The organism is Roseovarius faecimaris, assembly GCF_009762325.1.
GTDB classification, from domain to species: Bacteria; Pseudomonadota; Alphaproteobacteria; order Rhodobacterales; family Rhodobacteraceae; genus Roseovarius; species Roseovarius faecimaris.
In genome coordinates this window covers 1,238,563-1,256,925 of sequence record NZ_CP034348.1, presented here as the reverse complement: position 1 = coordinate 1,256,925, position 18,363 = coordinate 1,238,563, and the positions used below count along the sequence as shown (strand labels likewise).

At 64.6% G+C, this 18,363-nt stretch carries 17 protein-coding genes; 1 reads left to right on the top strand and 16 read right to left on the bottom strand.

All coding sequences use genetic code 11. From position 1 onward, the window contains the following. Positions 1 to 258: 258 nt before the first annotated feature. Positions 259 to 1,950: a chloride channel protein gene (locus EI983_RS06610; RefSeq protein ID WP_157706588.1), complete on the bottom strand. Its 1,692-nt coding sequence runs from the start codon at positions 1,948 to 1,950 to the stop codon at positions 259 to 261. 83 nt (positions 1,951 to 2,033) lie between these two features. Here EI983_RS06610 and EI983_RS06605 point away from each other — a divergent pair, with 83 nt between their 5' ends. Further along, the gene (locus EI983_RS06605; protein WP_157706587.1) at positions 2,034 to 3,413 is read left to right on the top strand and encodes an FAD-binding oxidoreductase; all 1,380 of its coding nucleotides are present in this window, start codon (positions 2,034 to 2,036) and stop codon (positions 3,411 to 3,413) included. Between the two features lie 7 nt (positions 3,414 to 3,420). Here EI983_RS06605 and EI983_RS06600 read toward each other — a convergent pair whose 3' ends face one another. The 15 genes from EI983_RS06600 to murG all read right to left on the bottom strand — a co-directional run bounded on the left by EI983_RS06600 (position 3,421) and on the right by murG (position 18,346). Continuing rightward, positions 3,421 to 3,822, bottom strand: coding sequence for a hypothetical protein (locus EI983_RS06600; protein WP_157706586.1), 402 nt, complete (start codon positions 3,820 to 3,822; stop codon positions 3,421 to 3,423). Further along, a complete protein-coding gene (gene recN, locus EI983_RS06595; RefSeq protein WP_157706585.1) occupies positions 3,822 to 5,471 on the bottom strand; it encodes a DNA repair protein RecN in 1,650 nt (549 codons plus the stop codon). The genes EI983_RS06600 and recN overlap by 1 nt, the downstream gene beginning before the upstream one ends. Before the next feature lie 36 nt (positions 5,472 to 5,507). Further along, positions 5,508 to 6,356: an outer membrane protein assembly factor BamD gene (locus EI983_RS06590; protein ID WP_157706584.1), complete on the bottom strand. Its 849-nt coding sequence runs from the start codon at positions 6,354 to 6,356 to the stop codon at positions 5,508 to 5,510. Between the two features lie 146 nt (positions 6,357 to 6,502). Next, positions 6,503 to 7,423 carry a UDP-3-O-acyl-N-acetylglucosamine deacetylase gene (gene lpxC / locus EI983_RS06585; RefSeq protein ID WP_157706583.1) on the bottom strand — a complete coding sequence of 307 codons (921 nt, stop codon included), beginning with the start codon at positions 7,421 to 7,423 and terminating at the stop codon, positions 6,503 to 6,505. Between the two features lie 236 nt (positions 7,424 to 7,659). Beyond that, entirely contained in the window at positions 7,660 to 9,279 is a 1,620-nt protein-coding gene (ftsZ, locus tag EI983_RS06580; RefSeq protein ID WP_157706582.1) for a cell division protein FtsZ, read from the bottom strand. A gap of 177 nt (positions 9,280 to 9,456) precedes the next feature. After that, the gene (ftsA, locus tag EI983_RS06575) at positions 9,457 to 10,788 is read right to left on the bottom strand and encodes a cell division protein FtsA (protein WP_157706581.1); all 1,332 of its coding nucleotides are present in this window, start codon (positions 10,786 to 10,788) and stop codon (positions 9,457 to 9,459) included. 3 nt (positions 10,789 to 10,791) lie between these two features. Next, positions 10,792 to 11,667 carry a cell division protein FtsQ/DivIB gene (locus tag EI983_RS06570; RefSeq protein WP_246162323.1) on the bottom strand — a complete coding sequence of 292 codons (876 nt, stop codon included), beginning with the start codon at positions 11,665 to 11,667 and terminating at the stop codon, positions 10,792 to 10,794. Next, positions 11,655 to 12,533: a D-alanine--D-alanine ligase gene (locus EI983_RS06565; protein WP_246162388.1), complete on the bottom strand. Its 879-nt coding sequence runs from the start codon at positions 12,531 to 12,533 to the stop codon at positions 11,655 to 11,657. The genes EI983_RS06570 and EI983_RS06565 overlap by 13 nt, the downstream gene beginning before the upstream one ends. A gap of 95 nt (positions 12,534 to 12,628) precedes the next feature. Continuing rightward, positions 12,629 to 13,561, bottom strand: coding sequence for a UDP-N-acetylmuramate dehydrogenase (gene murB / locus EI983_RS06560; RefSeq protein WP_157706580.1), 933 nt, complete (start codon positions 13,559 to 13,561; stop codon positions 12,629 to 12,631). A 64-nt stretch (positions 13,562 to 13,625) separates the two neighbouring features. Next, positions 13,626 to 13,913 carry a hypothetical protein gene (locus EI983_RS06555; RefSeq protein WP_157706579.1) on the bottom strand — a complete coding sequence of 96 codons (288 nt, stop codon included), beginning with the start codon at positions 13,911 to 13,913 and terminating at the stop codon, positions 13,626 to 13,628. Positions 13,914 to 13,942: 29 nt separating this feature from the next. Continuing rightward, positions 13,943 to 14,188: a DUF2484 family protein gene (locus tag EI983_RS06550; RefSeq protein WP_157706578.1), complete on the bottom strand. Its 246-nt coding sequence runs from the start codon at positions 14,186 to 14,188 to the stop codon at positions 13,943 to 13,945. Then, entirely contained in the window at positions 14,185 to 15,372 is a 1,188-nt protein-coding gene (locus EI983_RS06545) for an APC family permease (RefSeq protein WP_157706577.1), read from the bottom strand. Before EI983_RS06545 ends, EI983_RS06550 begins: the two co-directional genes overlap by 4 nt. A gap of 28 nt (positions 15,373 to 15,400) precedes the next feature. After that, positions 15,401 to 15,652, bottom strand: a complete 252-nt coding sequence (locus tag EI983_RS06540; RefSeq protein WP_157706576.1) for a DUF2484 family protein — start codon at positions 15,650 to 15,652, stop codon at positions 15,401 to 15,403. A gap of 154 nt (positions 15,653 to 15,806) precedes the next feature. Next, positions 15,807 to 17,210, bottom strand: a complete 1,404-nt coding sequence (murC, locus tag EI983_RS06535; RefSeq protein WP_157706575.1) for a UDP-N-acetylmuramate--L-alanine ligase — start codon at positions 17,208 to 17,210, stop codon at positions 15,807 to 15,809. A gap of 29 nt (positions 17,211 to 17,239) precedes the next feature. Further along, positions 17,240 to 18,346, bottom strand: coding sequence for an undecaprenyldiphospho-muramoylpentapeptide beta-N-acetylglucosaminyltransferase (gene murG / locus EI983_RS06530; protein ID WP_157706574.1), 1,107 nt, complete (start codon positions 18,344 to 18,346; stop codon positions 17,240 to 17,242). Positions 18,347 to 18,363 lie beyond the last annotated feature (17 nt).

Below are 18,363 nucleotides of genomic sequence, written 5' to 3'. Positions count from 1 at the left end.
GCGTGATCGTACCTGCGGCAGGGTGTCGCATACCCGGCGCGCCTCCCCTTCCTACCTCAGCAAAACAGTCAGGTTTTACAGCAGGAAGGAAACCCTCATGTTCAAAGGTCTTACCACCTCCGCCGCCATCATCATCGCAGGCATGATCGGTCTGCCCGTTGCAATGGTGGCCGCACTCTGAGCGCCGTCGGCATAACTTCGGACAATCGCGCCCCGGCCGCTGTGCCGGGGCGTTTCTTTTTGGGCGAGCGCAACGCCTCAGCTATGCTCTTCCTCCGACACCGCAGCAAGGGCACGGTTATACGCCTTGAGCGCATCCACATGGAACAACGCCCCCCACAACTCCGGCGGGGCGTCCTCGCCTGACAGGGTCACCACAGGGATATAGCGCAGCCCGGCCTTGTCGAAGATCGGCATCGCGGCCTCCAGCGTGGCATTGCCGTCGATATAGACGCCGTCTCCGATCAGCTCCCAGCACGCTGCCTCATCCGCCGCCTGCGGGTGATCCATCGGCCGCATCAGCTTGGCCACCCGGAACATCCCCAACAGATAGGCCTGCGGTCCAGCCGCCAGCCGCACCCCGCGCCGGTCAAGCTGGGTCAGGAAGAAGGACCGCCGCACCAGCCGCGAGCCAAGTGCCGTGGACATCGACACCGCCACCATCACCGCCAGCCCGGTCTGCCAGTCGCCCGTCATCTCAAAGACGATCAGCGTCGTTGAAATCGGCGCGCCCAGCACGGCGGCGGCCACCGCCCCCATACCCGCCAGCGCATAAAGCGTGCTGGAGCCCGACACCTCGGGAAACAGCCCCGTCGCCACCAGGCCAAAGGCCAGCCCCGTCAGCGCGCCCACCATCAGCGAGGGCGAGAACACCCCACCCCCCATGCGCCCGCCGATCGTGATCGACACGGCGGCGACCTTGAGGATCACGAACACCACCGCCTCATGCAGCACCAGCTTGCCGGTGAGCGCCGCAGACGTGGTTTCATAGCCGACCCCGATGATATGCGGGAACCAGATCGCCAGCAGTCCCAGCAACGCCCCCGCGGCAACCGGGCGGCACCAGCGCGGAATGCTCAAACGCTTCTGCCAGTCACTCGCCACGTCCTCGGTGAAGAAAATCGCCTGCATCAGCGCCGTGGCCACCAGACCGCATAACAACCCCAACAGAAGAAACGCGGGCAGTTCGACGTAGAATTCCAGCGCGCTGGCCACCGGCAGGGTGAACTCGGTCACATCCCCGAATTCCAGGCGGTTGATCACCGTGCCCGCGACTGATGCGATGACGATGGGCGCAAAGGCATGCACCGCGAAATGGCGCAGCACCACCTCGAGGGCAAAAATGGCACCGGCAATGGGCGCATTGAACGAGGCCGAGACAGCCGCCGCGACCGCACAGCCCAGCAGATCGCGCCCGGTGATGCCATTGGCGTTGATCCGGTCGCTCACCCAGGTCGAGATCACTCCCGCCAGGTGCACCACCGGCCCCTCGCGCCCCGAGGAGCCCCCCGTGCCCAGCGTGATCATCGACGCGAGCGCCGAGGCAAGCCCCTCACGCGCCTCGACCCGGCCTTCCTGAAGAGCGGCCCCCTCGATCACATCCGCAACCGAGCGCACCCGCCCATCAGGAGTGAACCAATGCAGGACCAGCCCGACAACAAGCCCGCCCAGGATCGGAACGATAAACACCACATACCAGGGCAGCGTTTCGGCGAAGGAATGAATCTGGCTGATGTCCTCGGCACCATAGGCCCAGGTCTGCAAGGCCGTGATCCCCTTGCGAAACAACAAGGCGGCAAAGCCCGCCGCAATCCCGATCAGCAACGCGATGAACCAGAACTGAATCTGGCTTGGCCCGCGCGTGACAAGCACGGACCAGGCCTTGCGCAGCTCGTCACGAGCGGCCTGCCACTTCTGCTTCCAGATCGGCGGATCAGGCTCTGCGCTCACGGTAACCCCCTTTATACACCACGTCTTTTCCAATCCGGCCACATCGCATAGTCTCGGTCAAGACGTGTAACGAGAGGACGTAAATGGGCATCCAGGATGCAATCGCGGAGCTTCAAGCTGTTCTAGGCGAAGCGCTCACCCGCTCCAAGTCCGAATTGGAGCAACATGGCCGCAGCGAAAGCCATTTCCCCCTAACCCCCCCCGACGCAGTGGTCTATCCGCGCTCGACCCAGGACGTGGCCGAACTGGTCCGGATCTGCGCCCGCCACAGCTGTCCGGTGATCGGCTTTGGCGCGGGCACCTCGCTGGAGGCCCAGACCCAGGCGGTGCAGGGCGGTGTCGCGGTCAATTTCCGCGACATGCGCCGCATTCTGCAGATCAACGCGGCGGATATGGATGTCACGGTGCAGCCCGGCGTGACCCGCGAGGAGCTCAATGAAGAGCTGCGCGCCACGGGCCTGTTCTTTCCCGTCGATCCCGGCGCGAATGCCTCGCTCGGGGGTATGGCCTCGACCCGTGCCAGCGGCACTACCGCCGTACGATACGGCACCATGCGCGACAATGTTCTGGCGCTTGAAGTGGTGACCGCTTCGGGCGAGGTGATCCGCACGGGCAGCCGGGCGCGCAAATCCTCGGCAGGGTACGATCTGACCCATCTTTTCGTCGGCGCCGAAGGAACGCTCGGCCTGATCACCGAACTCACCCTGCGTCTGCACGGCCAGCCCGAGGCCGTATCCAGCGCGGTTTGCGCGTTTGACACCGTCCCGGATGCGGTGAATGCGGTGATCGACGCGGTGCAGATCGGCCTGCCTGTGGCCAGGATCGAGCTTATGGATACAGACAGCGTTATAGCTGTGAATGCCTATTCAAACAGTGACTTACCTCTGAAACCTCATCTTCTGCTTGAATTCCACGGCAGCGAAAGCGCGGTCGCGGAACAGGCGGAAACCTTTGGAGAACTGGCCCGCGACCATGGCGGGCTGGGCTTTGACTGGGCCACCAGGGCCGAAGACCGCAAGGCGCTCTGGGCGATGCGGCACAATGCCTATTACGCCATTCTGCAACTGCGCCCCGGGGCGCGTGCCATTGTCACCGATATCTGTGTGCCGATCTCGGCCCTTGCGGATGCGATTGACGAAACGCGCGCCGATCTGGCGCAATCCGGGCTCACCGGCCCGATCCTGGGGCATGTGGGTGATGGCAATTTCCACGCCATTCTTCTGATCGACGAAAGCGACGGGGACGAGGTGCGGCGCGCGCAGGAGGCGTCGCATCGTATGGTTCAGCGCGCGTTCCGGCTTGGCGGCACCTGCACCGGCGAGCACGGGATCGGCATCGGCAAGCTCGGCTATATGGAAGAAGAGCACGGGCACACCGCCTGGACCATGATGGGCAACATCAAGCAGGCGCTCGATCCCGACAATATCATGAACCCCGGCAAGCTTGTCCCGCCGCGCAACTGATCCCGTTTCAGCCCCGGTCGCGGCCCAGCCGCAGCAATGGAATGGCTCCGAACACCCCCTGCCCGGCCAGCCCCACCGCGCCCGGCAGGGTCAGGTAATGCGCGAAATGCTCCGTCAGGCTCCGCCCGAACCCCTGCGTGGCCAGCATCAATTCAGCCAGCATAAGCAGGGCAAAAGCCCCACCTCCCATAATGATTCGCGGCAATACGGCCGGGGCCACATCGAGCCAGGCAATGATCCGTCCGGCGATCCACCAGCTGAAGGCGAGCATGATCGGCAGTTCCAGAAGCACCGCCAGCCCCTCCCCCAGTACCGGCAGCAGCAGCAACACCCGTACCGTCCCAAGGGCGAACCCAAGCGCAAAGACCGCCGCGAAATAGCATGCCGCGGCTGTCCACGCGCCGCGCATCAGACGCTCATCAGCTTGTCTGCGGCGGCACGGGCTTCGTCGGTTATGCGGTCGCCGGAAAGCATCCGGGCGATCTCGTCCACGCGCTCCTGCGTGGCGAGCTTGGTCACGGTCGACAGCGTCGCATCTTCCGAAACCCGCTTTTCCACCCGCCAGTGATGCCCGGCGCGCGCCGCGACCTGAGGAGAATGGGTAACGACCAGAACCTGACCGTGCTCGGCCAGCTGAGCAAGCCTGCGGCCCACCGCATCAGCCGTGGCACCGCCCACGCCCCGGTCAATCTCGTCGAAAATGAGCGTGAGGCCGGGGGTCGTGCCGGTCAGGCAAACCTTGAGCGCCAGCAAAAAGCGGCTCAACTCCCCGCCCGAGGCGATCTTGTTCAGCGGCCCCGCCGGGGCGCCAGGGTTGGTGGCGACGGTAAACACAACTTCGTCGCGCCCCTCCGGCCCGGCCTCAGCCTGCGTGATTTCGGTGGTGAACAGCGCGCGCTCCATTTTCAGCGGGGCCAGCTCGTCCGCCATGGCGGCATCCAGCGCCTTGGCCGCCGTCGCGCGCGCCTGGCCAAGCTCTGCCGCGGCCGTCTCATAGGCCTGTTCCGCCTCGACCAGTGCCTGCTGGAGCTGCACCATGTTTGTCGCACCCTGGGTCATCGCCTCGATCTGCCCGCGCAGACCTTGGGCGAAATCGCCCAGGTCATCCGGCGCGACGCCGTGCTTGCGCGCCAGCGCCCGTATCGCAAATAGCCGCTCCTCGGCTTCCTCAAGTTCGCTGGGGTTGAAGGTCAGCTGCTCCAGGGCCCGGCTGACCCCGCTGGCCGCTTCGTCAAGCTCCACCAGAGCCCGGCCAATCGCGGCAAGCGGCGCATCGAGCTGCCCCTCGGCCTGTCCCGCCACGCTTTCCAGCCAGCGCAGCGCATCGTTCGCGGCCCCCTCGGCCCCGTCGGGTCCAAGCGCCTGCGCCGCTTTTCCGATCTCCTCGCGCAGCCGTTCGGCCCCTTGCATCAGGCGGCGGCGGGCATCGAGCTCCGCGTCCTCTCCCGGTTGCGGATCGAGCGCATCAAGCTCTCCGACGGCGTGGCGCAGATACTCTTCCTCGCCCCGCGCCTTGTCGAGCGTCGCACGGGTCTCATCAAGCTGGCGGCGCCTGGTCATCACCTCGCGCCAGGCTTCGCGCACCCGGGCCACCTCACCCTGCAATCCGCCATAGGTATCAAGCAACGCCCGGTGACCACGCGGATTGAGCAGCCCCCGGTCGTCATGCTGCCCGTGCAATTCCACCAAGGTGTCCGAGAGCTGCCGCAGCACCTCGCCCGAGCAGCGCCGGTCATTCACCCAGGCCGTCTTGCGCCCGTCGCGCGTGTTGACCCGCCGCAGGATCAGCTCTTCGCCTCCCGGCAGTCCGGCCTCTTCCAGTACCTCTAGCGCGGGATGCCCCTCCTCCAGGTCAAACACCGCTGTGACCTCTCCCTGCTCCGCGCCCGCGCGCACCAGTTCGGCCCGGCCGCGCCAGCCCAGAACGAAGCCCAGCGAATCGAGTAGGATCGACTTGCCCGCCCCGGTCTCTCCGGTCAGCACGTTCAGCCCGGGCTCAAGCGCAAGCTCAAGCCGGTCGATGATCAGCATGTCCCGAATCTCTAGTGTTCGCAGCATCGCCCACTCCGTAGGGCGGGGGTCACCCCGCCCCCCTCAGAGCCACCGTCCCTGCAACATCTGCCGGTAAATCTGGCGCAGCCAGTTGTCGCCCTTGGCCTGAAGCTGCAGCCCCTGCCCGGTAAGCAGCGCATAGCTGTCCTCATACCATTCGGTGCTCTGGAAGTTATGCCCAAGGATCGCGCCGGCGGTCTGTGCTTCGTTCACAAGACCAAGCGACAGATAAGCTTCGACCAGACGATGCAGAGCCTCGGCAGTGTGCGATGTCGTTTGGAAATCCTCGACGACGACGCGGAAACGGTTGATCGCGGCCGTGAAATGATCGCGCTTCAGGTAGTACCGCCCGATCTCCATTTCCTTGGAGGCCAGATGGTCAAAGGCCAGATCGAATTTCAGCACTGAGGACCGGGCATATTCGCTATCCGGATAGCGCTCGATCACCTCGCGCAAGCTTTGCAGCGCCTGGAAGGTCAGCCCCTGATCGCGGCCCACCTCGTCAATCTGGTCGTAATAGCTGAGCGCCAGCAGATACTGCGCATAGGCTGCATCTTCATCCGTCGGGTAGAAATCGATGAAGCGCTGCGCGGCGGCGCGGCTGTTCTCGTAATCCTTGGCCTGATGGAAGGCGAAGGCCTGCATGATCACCGCGCGCTTGGCCCATTCCGAATAGGGGTAGAGCCGCTCCACCTCGGCAAAGACGGTGGCGGCCAGATCCGGGTCTTTCTGGGCAAGGTCGTATTCGGCGCGCTCAAAGATCTGCTCGGCGGTGTATTGCTCAAAATCCACGTCGCCGCGTTCCACCGCGGAGCTTCCGCCGCAGCCGGTCAACACCAAGCTAAGTACAAGGGCGCTGGCGCTGGCGGCCCATGGCTTGCCGAATATCATGCTCGAACGACCCTTCATCGCGGTTTTACAGATTGTTACCCCAAAACTCCGCATGGTCCTAGCACAGAAATATCCGGGGCAAAACGCCTTTGGCACATTTCTGCGCGAGTATCTGTTTTTGTTCGGCAAGGTCCTCTACTCGAGGATCAGGCGACCTCGGGGATCTCTCCCCAGTGCACCCCGGCACCGGGCAGGCGGGCGGCGATATCCTCGTCGCAATCGACGATCTCATACGCCTCGGGGGTTGCGAAAAGCGCGCGCAACAGGTCATTGGTCAGCGCATGCCCCGCACGGAAGCCCTGATAATGCCCAAGGATCGGCATACCGGCGAGGCCAAGATCGCCCAGTGCATCGAGCATCTTGTGGCGCACCGCCTCATCGCGATAGCGCAGCCCGCCCGGGCTCAGAACCTGGGCCCCGTCCACGACGACCGCGTTCTCATAAGTGCCGCCAAGCGCCAGCCCATTGGCCCGCATCTGCTCCACATCCGCCTTGCGGCAGAAGGTCCGGCTGTTGGACAGCTCACGCACAAAGCTGCCATTGGACATGTTCAGAAGCTTTTTCTGGGTGCCGATCGCGGCATCCTCGAACTCGATATTGAACTCGATCAAGAGCGTGTCATGCGGCACCAGCCGCGCCCAGGCCTCGCCCTTTTGGACCTCGACCGTGTCGCGCACCCGCAATGCCTTGAGGGGGGCGGCCATCTTGCGCACGCCCTTTGACAGAATGCCCCGCACGAAGGCGGCAGAGCTGCCATCCAGGATCGGCACTTCGGGTCCGTCGATTTCGATCGTGGCATTGTGGATCCCACAACCGACCAGCGCGGCCATCACATGCTCGACCGTCGAGACCGCCACGCCTTGCGCGTTCTCGATGCGCGTGCACAGCGGCGATTGCTTGACCAGATCCCAGCGCGCCGGGATCTCGGCCCCGGCCCCATCCATATCGGTGCGGCGAAAGACGATACCCCGTCCCGGCAGAGCGGGCAGAATGCGCAGGCACGCGGCCACGCCGGAATGCAACCCGACGCCGTGAAATTCCACCTGCGATGTGATCGTTGTTTGCACGATTTGCCTGCTTTGGTCGTCTCAATGGTTAACAGCCCATTAAGGCTGGGAGAGTGACGAAGGTGTAGTTGCCAGGCGCGAGGGGCTCAATTCAATCTTTGCAACGTGTTGAAACATGCGCTTCAACAGGGTGGCGGACTCCTGCCGAAAGTCCCGTTCAGCGGCTCCAACCCTCTGCAATAAAAAGAAAAAAGGCCGCGTGATGCGGCCTCTTTCCATTGGCAATGTGTTGCGGATCAGTTCGCCTGACGGCGCAGGAAGGCCGGAATCTCGATCTGATCTTCTTCTGCTGCTTCCGATTCGACCGGGGCCGGTTGGGCCGCCTGAGTGCGCACCGGGGGCTGTTGACGTGCCGGGCGCGCGGCGGGCTGGTCACTCTCCGCGCTTTGCCCCGTCATCCGGTTGATCAGTGAGTTGATCCCGAAGCGCGGCTTCTCGGCCGGGCTGCCGCCCTGCGATGCTGCACCAGGCGCCGGGCTACGGGCCGGAACCTTGCTGACCGCAGCGCTCAGCCGGGCCATAGCTTCCGCGCTGGGGGTTCCGGCGCTCGGGGCGCGCGGTGCGACGAAGCTTTCCGCATCCGCTTCGGCCACCTCGGGCTCGGGGGCCGGAGGCGTATAGGCCGGGGGCGGCAGTTCATCATCCAGATCCTCGGCGACCGGCTCGGCGCGGCGCACGGTTTCAGGTTCGAAGATGCTTTCCATCTGCTCCTCGGCAGCGGCACTTTCCGCGTCGATATCGGCAAAGAGCGACGGCTCATCATGCGCCTCGTCCGCGGCGGTCTGCGCGGTTGCGGCAGCGATGGCCTCATCGGCTTCTTCCGCCACGGTCGAAAGCTGCAGCGGCTGCGCCAGAGAGCGGCGCGGCACCGGAATGTCGTGCTGTACCTCCGACGCATCAATGCCCGTCGCCACGACCGACACCCGCATCGTGCCTTCCATCCCGGCATCCAGTGTCGAGCCGACGATGATATTGGCATCGGCATCCACCTCTTCGCGGATGCGGTTGGCGGCTTCGTCAAGTTCAAACAGCGTCAGGTCATGCCCGCCGGTGATGTTGATCAGGACACCTTTGGCGCCACGCAGGCTGATTTCGTCCAGAAGCGGGTTGGCGATTGCCTTCTCGGCGGCCTGGATGGCGCGGTCTTCGCCGCTGTCCTCGCCGGTGCCCATCATGGCCTTGCCCATCTCGTCCATCACCGCGCGGACATCGGCGAAGTCGAGGTTGATCAGGCCCGGGCGCACCATCAGGTCGGTCACCCCTTTCACACCCTGATAAAGCACGTCATCAGCCATGCTGAACGCTTCGGTGAAGGTGGTCTTTTCATTGGCCAGACGGAACAGGTTCTGGTTCGGGATGATGATCAGGGTATCGACCATCTTCTGCAGGCTTTCCACGCCTTCCTCGGCCTGGCGCATGCGCTTGGCCCCTTCGAACTGGAACGGCTTGGTCACGACACCAACGGTCAGAACGCCCAGCTCCCGCGCGGCCTGCGCGATGATCGGCGCCGCGCCCGTGCCGGTGCCGCCGCCCATACCGGCGGTGATAAAGCACATATGCGCGCCAGCGAGGTGATCGACGATCTGCTCGATATTCTCCTCAGCCGCGGCCGCCCCGACCGACGGACGCGCCCCGGCGCCCAGCCCCTCGGTGACTTTCACACCAAGCTGGATCCGGTTGGGGGCATTGCTTTGCTGCAGCGCCTGCGCATCGGTATTGGCAACGACGAAGTCGACGCCCTCCAGCTCTTTTTCGATCATGTTGTTGACGGCATTGCCGCCCGCCCCGCCCACACCGAAAACGGTGATCCGGGGTTTCAGGTCCTCGTGGCCTGGCATCGTCAGATTCAAAGTCATGGTCCTCATCCGCCTGCTTGTTATGCCCGCCCGCGCAGGCCTGTTTACTGCCTAAATTGGAGTGATCTTACGCATCCCGTTCCCGCACGTCACCCGAAAACTGGCAAATTCATACCAAATATGGCCATTTTTTTCAGCAAATACGCGGTATTTCGCCAAAATCCCCATATCTTGCGGTTACCAGTTGTCCTTGAACCACTTCACGGCCCGTTTCAGCGAGCGCGCAGGGTATCTGTCGACCGGTATTTCGAAGTCCCACCATTCGTCCTGGGGATTCGCGGCAAAGAGGCACAGGCCCACGGCGCTGGCAAATCCGGGCCCGGTCGCCGCCTGCGGCAGCCCATGAACGCGCAGCGGCCTGCCAAGGCGCACCTGCTGACCCAGGATCTTGCTCGCCAGCCCGTCGAGGCCGGGGATCTGGCTGCCGCCGCCGGTCAGCACAATCTGCTGGCTCGGCAGATGCTCGAACCCCGCCGCATCCAGCCGCGCGCGAACCTCTTCGAGGATTTCCTCCACCCTTGGCCGCATGATGCCGATCAGTTCCGCCCGGCTCACGCTGCGCCGGTCATGGTGCCAGTCGCCGGTATCGGCTTCGATCTCGATCATCTCGCGATCGTCCATGCCGGTCGCCACCACGCCGCCATAGAAGGTCTTGATCCGTTCCGCCGTGGGTGCGGGGATTTGCAGACCCATGGAAATATCCGAGGTCACATGATCCCCGCCGATGCGCACGCTATCGGCATAGATCATGTGCTTTTTCATGAAGATGGACACACCGGCAGACCCGCCGCCCAGGTCGATACAGGCCGCGCCCAGCTCCTGCTCATCCTCCACCAGCGCCGAAATGCCCGACACATAGGCCGAGCTGGCCAGCCCCGCGAGCTCCAGATCACAGCGCTTCACACAATGGGCAAGGTTCTGAACCGCGATCGCATCCACCGTCAGCATATGCATATCGGTGCTCAGCTCATGCCCGATCTGCCCGCGCGGATCGCTCAGCCCCGAACGGTGATCCAGCGCGAAATTGACGGGTTGCGCATGCAGCACCTCCCGGCCCGGCCCGTAATCGGGCACGTCGCAGGCGCTCAGCACGCGGCTCACATCCTGCTCGGTCACCACCTGGCCTTCCAGCTCGACCTGACCGGCCAGCCCATAGCTGCGCGGCCCGGCCCCCGAGAAACAGGCAATCACATGATCCACCCGGATATTGGCCATTTTCTGCGCGGCCTGAATCGCCGTGCGGATGGCGCGCTCGGTTTCCTGCATCGTGTCGATTTCGCCATAGCGCACCCCGCGCGAGCGGGTCGTGGCGGCACCGATCACCCGAAACCCCGCCTGCCCCGCAAGCGCGCCGATCCCATCGGCCTCCAGCCGGTCGGACCCGTCAAACCGCAGCACCAGACAGGCGATCTTGGAGGTGCCCACATCCAGCACCGCAATCACCCCGCGCTGCATCGCCGCCTGACGCATGTTGCGCATCGCCCGTTGAGATTCGTAGAGCTCGATCATGTGTTATTCTGCCTCTGCACTCATCTTGACCACCCGCCACCATTCTTCGATGGCCGCCTCATTCATCCGGATCGTGGGCCGCTCGGCGAGGCGCATATCCACCACCACCAGATCCCGCTCCAGCATGTCCTGCACCTGGTTCAGCACGATCACCCGCTCCAGCGCCCGCACCGGGCCGACCGCGGGCAACTGAATGCGCTGATCGCGGTCAAGCACCACGTCCCAGCGCCGCTCACCCATGCGCACCAGCCCCTTCACCCGGCCCGCGAGCGGGCGCGCCGCATGCAGCACCTGCAACGCCTCGGGCAGTGCGCGCTCGGCCCCTTCGCCGACCACCAGCGGCAGATCGGACCGTTCGGCGCGGCTGATCACCTCGCCCACCACCACGCCCTCGATATCGACGATGCCCAGCCCGTCACGGTTGCGCCACAGCGCGACCGGCTGCCGCTCGGTGACCTCAGCCAGCAGGATCCCCCCCTGCCGGATGCGCACCGAAGCATCCGCCACGGCGGGCAGGCCCTCGATCAGCTCCTGAAGGTCATCCAGCTCCAGATCGAAGGAACTGACCGGAAACTCGATGGGAAAGATTTCGCGAATATCCTCGGCGGTCTCATCGCTGGCGCCGTCAATGGCCAGCAGGTTGACCATGAATTCGGGGCGCGTCTCGATCTGCTCGCGCAGGTCCACGAAGGCCAGCGCCATTTTTTCCTGCCGCTCCGCATCGGAGAAATAGATCGTCCCGCCGATGAAGGCCGCCGCGAAAGGCACCCCCACCTTGAGAACCTTGCGGAAAAGCGGGGTCAGCATCAGCCGCTCCATCCGGTAGGCCCAGCGGGACGGGGCCGGATCGCTTTTCGGGGTCTGGCTTACCTGTCGCATGACGCGTCCTCCACCATCCATCGGCACAGCTCGGGAAAGCTCATGCCGCAATGCGCCGCCTGTTCGGGGGCAAGCGACGTGGGCGTCATGCCCGGCTGCGTGTTCGTTTCCAGCAGGATGAGCCCGTCGAGCCCGCGCGCCTCGTCCCAGCGGAAATCGGTCCGGGTAAGGCCGCGGCATCCCAACGCCACATGCGCGCGCTCGGCATAATCGAGGCAGGCGTCGAAAATCTCCTGCGGCAGCTCTGCGGGCACCACATGGCGCGACCCGCCGGAGGCATATTTGGCATGGTAGTCATACCAGCCATCGGTGATGATATCGGTGACGGTCAGCGCCTTGCCGTCCAGCACCGTCGTGGTCAGCTCGCGCCCGGGCGCATATGTTTCCACCATCACGGTCGCGGGCATCTCGCGCGCCAGCTTCGGCGGGCCGTTGGGGTTCTCGCCCACAATGTATACACCCACTGATGAGCCCTCATTGAAAGGCTTGACCACATAGGGCGGGGGCAGAACATGCGCGGCCTCGACCTCTTCCGAGGTGGCGATCACCGAATGCACGAAGGGCAGGCCGGCCTCGGCATAAACCTGCTTGGTGCGCTGCTTGTCCATGGTCAGGGCCGAGGCAAAGACGCCCGAATGCGTGTAGGGGATGCGCAGCCATTCCAGCAGACCCTGCACACAGCCATCCTCACCCCAGCGGCCATGCAGGGCGTTGAATACGCAATCGGGTTTGATCTCCAACAGGCGCTGCGCCAGATCGAGGCCCGCATCGACCTCAATCACCTCGCAACCTGCGTCCCTCAATGCAGCGGTGCATTCCTGTCCTGACGAAAGCGACACTTCGCGCTCGGACGAAGGGCCACCCATGATCACCGCCACTTTGGGGGGATTTCCGCTCGAAAGTCCCACCTTGTGCCTCAATATCCAGACCGTTTTCCGGTCTTGTTATTCGTATGTCCGCCTCACGGATCGGTTGGGGCCGTTTCGCCGACCCTCATAATTTCCCAGTCTAGCATTATGCCACTGTTTTGGAAAACCCTTTTTCGCACCTCTTCGCCCAGAGCCTCAAGGTCCGCGGCGGTGGCCGTGCCGGTGTTGATCATGAAGTTAGAGTGCATTTCGCTCATCTGAGCGCCCCCATGCGTCGCCCCGCGCATACCGGCGTCGTCGATCACCTTCCAGGCCTTCAGATCATGCACGTCATCGGCCCGACCGGTCGAGCTGAACCCCGCCGGATTGCGGAACGTGCTGCCTGCGCTGCGGTCCTTGGTGGGCTGGGTTTCGTCGCGCTTTCGCAATTGCTCCTGCATCCGCGCCCCAAGCTCCTCGGGATCCGCCTTTGGCCCCTCCAGCGTCACCTTGGTGATCACCCAGCCCTCGGGAATACTGCTCTGGCGATAGGCGAATTGCAGCTCATCGGCGCCAAGCGTGACAATATCGCCCGCGCGCGTGACCGCCTCGGCCTGCACAAAGACATCGGCGGTGTAGCGCCCATAGCACCCGGCATTCATCTTCACCGCCCCGCCCATCGCTCCGGGGATGGTGCGCAGAAAGGTCAGGTCTATCCCCGCTTCGGCGGCCTTGCGCGCGACATGGGCGTCGAGCGCCGCCGCCCCCGCGATGACACGCGTGCCGTCGATCTCGATCCCGTTGAACCCACGGCCCAGCCGGATAACCACCGCGCGCAGCCCGCCATCGCGCACGATCAGGTTCGATCCCACGCCGATCGGAAACACCGAGACATCCCTGTCAAGGGTGGCGAGGAACGCCGCCAGATCGTCGATATCCGCCGGTTGAAACAGCCAGTCCGCAGGCCCGCCCACACGCAGCCATGTCAGATCCGAAAGCACTCGGTTCGGTGTCAGCTTTCCGCGCGGTGTGGGCATTTCACTCATGCCCGCTCTGCTAATCGGGCACGGGGCGGACTGCAAGCGTTTTGCCCGCGCCTGTTGCGGCCGCTCAGGCCCGCCGGGCCAGCGCCCTGCCACCAAGCCAGCCGGGGATCGCCCCGAAGAGCGCCGGAAACAGCCCCGCTGTAAGCGTGGCGAAGGGGGCAAAAGCCTTGATCTCCTCGCCCTCGCCGACGCCTGCCAGCCGAATGATCAGCACCAGCGCCACCGCTGCGTAGGCCGCCAGCGCCCAGGCCGCCGCGCGCGGGGTGCAATACCGCCCCAGGGCCGCCCCGGCCAGCGCCCCTGCCACCACGCTGGCGAGGGGCAGCAGAGCGAAAAAAGTCGATGTATACATAGCGTTGCCTCTCCTGATCCCTGTCCGTTTCACCTAAGCGCCGCGCGCAACCAGCGGCCCAGATAGACCACCGGCCAGCGCAGCACGCTCATTCCTGCCGCCAGCACCAGAAGGCCGATCCACGGCCCGTTCTCATAGGTGACATATCCCAGTAGCGGGATTCCCACCGCGATCAGCGCATAGGCCCGGCGCCAGTGATTGTCCTTGCTGGGCAGCATGGCCAGGAAGTTTGCGCAAAGCGCCCAGACACAGGCCAGGATCAACGAAAGGGTCATGCTGCACCTCCAAACGTAAAGACCAGCGCCGCCAGCGCGGCGAGAAAACCAAAAAGCGGCACCACCGCGGGCACCCGAAACGGCGCCTCCGGCGTCCGCCGCTTCATCAGAAGCAGGGCCGCGTTCACCAGAACGAAAACGCCAAGCAATATCGTCGACGTCATTTCCGCGAGGTGAGCCACCGGCAATAGAAGCGCCCCGGCTATCACCGCAACACCGATCAGCAGCGTCGCCAGCACCGGCGTGCCGAACCGCGGATGCGCGTGATGAAACAGCGACAGGCCCGGATGCCTCTTGCCCAGGCCAAAAAGGACGCGGCTTGCCATCACGATCTGCGCCAGCACACCGTTGAGAGCCGCCGCCACCGCGATGATGGACAGAAACGCCGCCGTTCCGCCCTGCGACGTGGACCAGACAAGCGCCAGCGGCTGCTCGCTCTGGCCCAGAAGCGACAGGGGCACAGACCGGACGGCGGCATAGGCAACCAGCGCATAAAGCACACTGGTGATCACCAGCGACCACAGGATCGCGCGCGGCAAGGTGCGTTCGGGCCGGTCGACCTCTTCGGCCATGTTGACGATGTCCTCAAACCCGATGAAAGCGAAAAACGCCAGCACCGCGCCCGCGGCCACCCCAGGCCAGACGATCTCGGCGGGCAGCGTGAAATCGGCCGTGGGCGTCGCCGAGAACCCCGCATAGACAACCAGCCCCAGCCCGGTGACCTCGATCACCGTAAAGAGCGCGGCAAGCGCCAGGCTCTCCAGCACCCCGATCAGCGCCACCGCGACCAGGACCGCGCCCATCACCACCACCGTGGCGTCAAACGGCAAATCGGTGATCGCGGTCAGGTACCCGGCCCCGCCCCGCAGCACCGCCGCCGCGGACACCCCGCCGGCGAAGACGATGGCAAGCCCCACCAGCAGCGCCAGCGCAGGCAGGCCAAACCCCTTGGCCACATAAATTGCCTCACCCGCCGCCTCCGGCAGCCGGGTGGAAAACTCCGCATAGCTCAGGGCTGTCGGTGCGGCGATCAGCCCCGCGATCAGAAAGGACAGCGGCGCCCAGACCCCCGCATCCGCAGCCATCGCTCCGACCAGCACATAGATACCGGCCCCCACCATGACGCCCACGCCATAAGCGGTCAGAAGCCCCGGGCCGATGCGTCGCTTGAGCGCCTCGGTCATGGTGACCCGCCTGTAGAGACGAAAGGTCTCATTTACGCACCTCCGGCGTCTGCCCCAGCGCCCGCCGCGCGAAATATCGCAGCGGTTTGCGGAACATCGACACCACGGCGAACACCGCCAGCAAAACGACAAGCAGCCCGAATTCTCGTCCCAGCATCCAGATCAGGACCGCCGCCGCGATCAGCAACAGGATACCCGGCGCATATTGATACCGCAGCGGCAGGAAGGCCACGGCCGTTGCCGCAATCACCCAGACGGCACAGAGAACAACCAGGGTCATGATGACACCTCTTCGTTCAGCACGGCCCGAATGGGCCGTTCATGCTCTTCCGCAATCATGCGCAAAATCGTCGCGGCATTGAAGGCAAACCCGTCGGCCACTCCGCGACCCATCGCCTCACGCCCGCCCGGCACAGTCCGGCCACAATGGCCGCTTATCCGGCCCGTTCGAGGCGCCCGGGCAATCCATTGGCCCAGCCGCTGATCGTGCCCGCGCCCAGACAGACAACCATATCGCCGGGCCGGGCCTGTTCACGCACCAGACGCTCCAGATCGTCCTCATCGCGGATGGCGCGCGCATGGCGGTGCCCGTGGGCGATCAGTCCCGCGACCAGATCATCGCGGCTGGCGCCGTCGATGGGCTCTTCCCCGGCTGCGTAGACATCGGCGATGGCGACCACATCGGCCTCGTTGAAACAGGTGCAGAAATCCTCGAACAGCGAATGCAGGCGGGTGTAGCGATGCGGCTGGTGCACGGCGATGATACGCCCGTCGGTGGCCTGCCGCGCGGCCTTGAGCACGGCGGCAATCTCGACCGGGTGATGCCCGTAATCGTCGATGATGGTCACACCATTCACTTCGCCCACGCGGGTAAAGCGGCGGTTCACCCCGCCAAAGGCGGCCAGCGCCTCGCGGATCTCATCAAGCTTCATGCCCAGGTGCCGCGCCACCGCCACCGCGCTCAGCGCGTTGCTGACATTGTGATCGCCCGGCATCGGCAGCGTGCAGCCCTCGATGCGCTTGTCCTCGTTGTTCAGCTCAATATCGAAATGCGCAACCCCGGCCTTGTAAGTCAGGTTCACCGCCCGCACATCCGCCTGCTTGTTGAAGCCAAAGGTCACCACGCGCCGGTCGGTGATGCGGCCCACAAGGCTCTGCACTTCCGGATGATCGGTGCAGCAGACGGCAAGGCCATAGAACGGAATGTTGCTGACAAACTCATGGAACCCGTCGCGCAGCGTGTCGAAATCGCCCCAATGCTCCATATGCTCGGGGTCGATATTGGTGACGATGGCGATCGTGGCGGGCAGCCGCGTGAAGGTGCCGTCGCTTTCATCGGCCTCGACCACCATCCATTCACCCTGCCCCACGCGCGCGTTCGAGCCATAGGCATGGATGATCCCGCCATTGATCACCGTCGGATCGTATTTGCCGTGATCCAGCAGGGCCGCGACCATCGTCGTGGTCGTTGTCTTGCCGTGGGTGCCACCCACCGCGATATTGGATTTCAGCCGCATCAGCTCGGCCAGCATCTCGGCCCGGCGCACCACCGGCAGGCCCAGCCTGCGCGCCTCATCGAGTTCCGGGTTGCCCGGCTTGATCGCCGATGAGATCACGACAACCTCGGCCTCTGCCAGGTTCTCCGCCCGCTGTCCTTCGAAGATCAGCGCGCCCTTTTCTTCCAGCCGCCTGGTGATCGGCGTCGATTTCAGGTCCGAGCCCTGCACGACATAGCCATGGTTCAAGAGCACCTCGGCGATCCCCGACATGCCGATCCCGCCAATGCCCACGAAATGAATCGGGCCTACATCGCCCGGGAGTTTCGTCGCTGCATTCATCTGCTGGGCTCCTTCGCTTGCGAAATCCCTCATGTCGTATCGTCCTTTCCGGCAAGCTCGCTCACCATATCCGCCAGGATCTGCGGCGCATCGGGTCTGGCCACGCTCAAAGCCGCCTGCGCCATGGCCGTGGCCGCTTCCGGATTGGTCAGGACGCTGGCCATATGCTCGCAAAGCGTCTCGACCTCAAGCCTTGATTCCGGAATGATGATCGCTGCGTCCGCCTCTGCCAGGCCCCGCGCATTGGCCGTCTGATGGTCCGAGGCCGCCGCCGCATAGGGGATCAGGATCGACGGGCGGCCAATCACGCTGATATCCGCCACGCTGGAGGCGCCCGAGCGGCTGATTACCAGCTGCGCCTCGCTCATCCGGTTGGGGATGTCGCGGAAGAAGGGCTGCACATCGGCATTGATCCCGTGCTCGGCATAATATCCCGCCACGCGGTCGTGATCCTCCTCGCGAGCCTGATGGCTCACGCGGATATTGCGCAGAAGGTCGGTGGGCAGACCCGCAATCGCGGGCGGCACCACATCGCTCAGGATACGCGCGCCCTGACTGCCACCAATCACCAGGATCGACATCGGATAATCCCCCGGCGCGATATAGCCCGCCGCGGCCCGTTCCAGCACCGCCGCGCGCACCGGGTTGCCGACATGCACGCCTTCTATGCCCTCGGGCAGCGCCGTGGGCCAGGTGCCACAGGCGACCGTGTCCACCCGTTTGGCAAAGATCTGGTTGACCCGGCCCAGAACGCCGTTTTGCTCATGCACCATGCGCGGGCGGCGCAAGAGCCACGCCGCACCAAGCGCGGGGATCGACGGGTAGCCGCCGAAACCCACCACCACATCCGGTTTGTCGCGCATCATGCCAAACGCCGCCGACAGCACCCCGCCAAGAATGCGGAACGGCACGGCCAGTTTCGCCACCAGCCCGCCGCGTGCGAAGGTGGCGCTTGAGATCTGCTCGATCTCGACGGAATGCGGGAACCCTCCCGTGTAGCGCGCGCCACGCGCATCCGTGCTCAGCTTGACCCGCCAGCCCCGCCGCAGCATCACCTCGGCCAGCGCCTGTGCGGGGAACATATGCCCACCCGTGCCGCCTGCGGCGATGATGAGAAGAGGCTGACGCTCCGCCATGAGCTACGCCGTAGGGT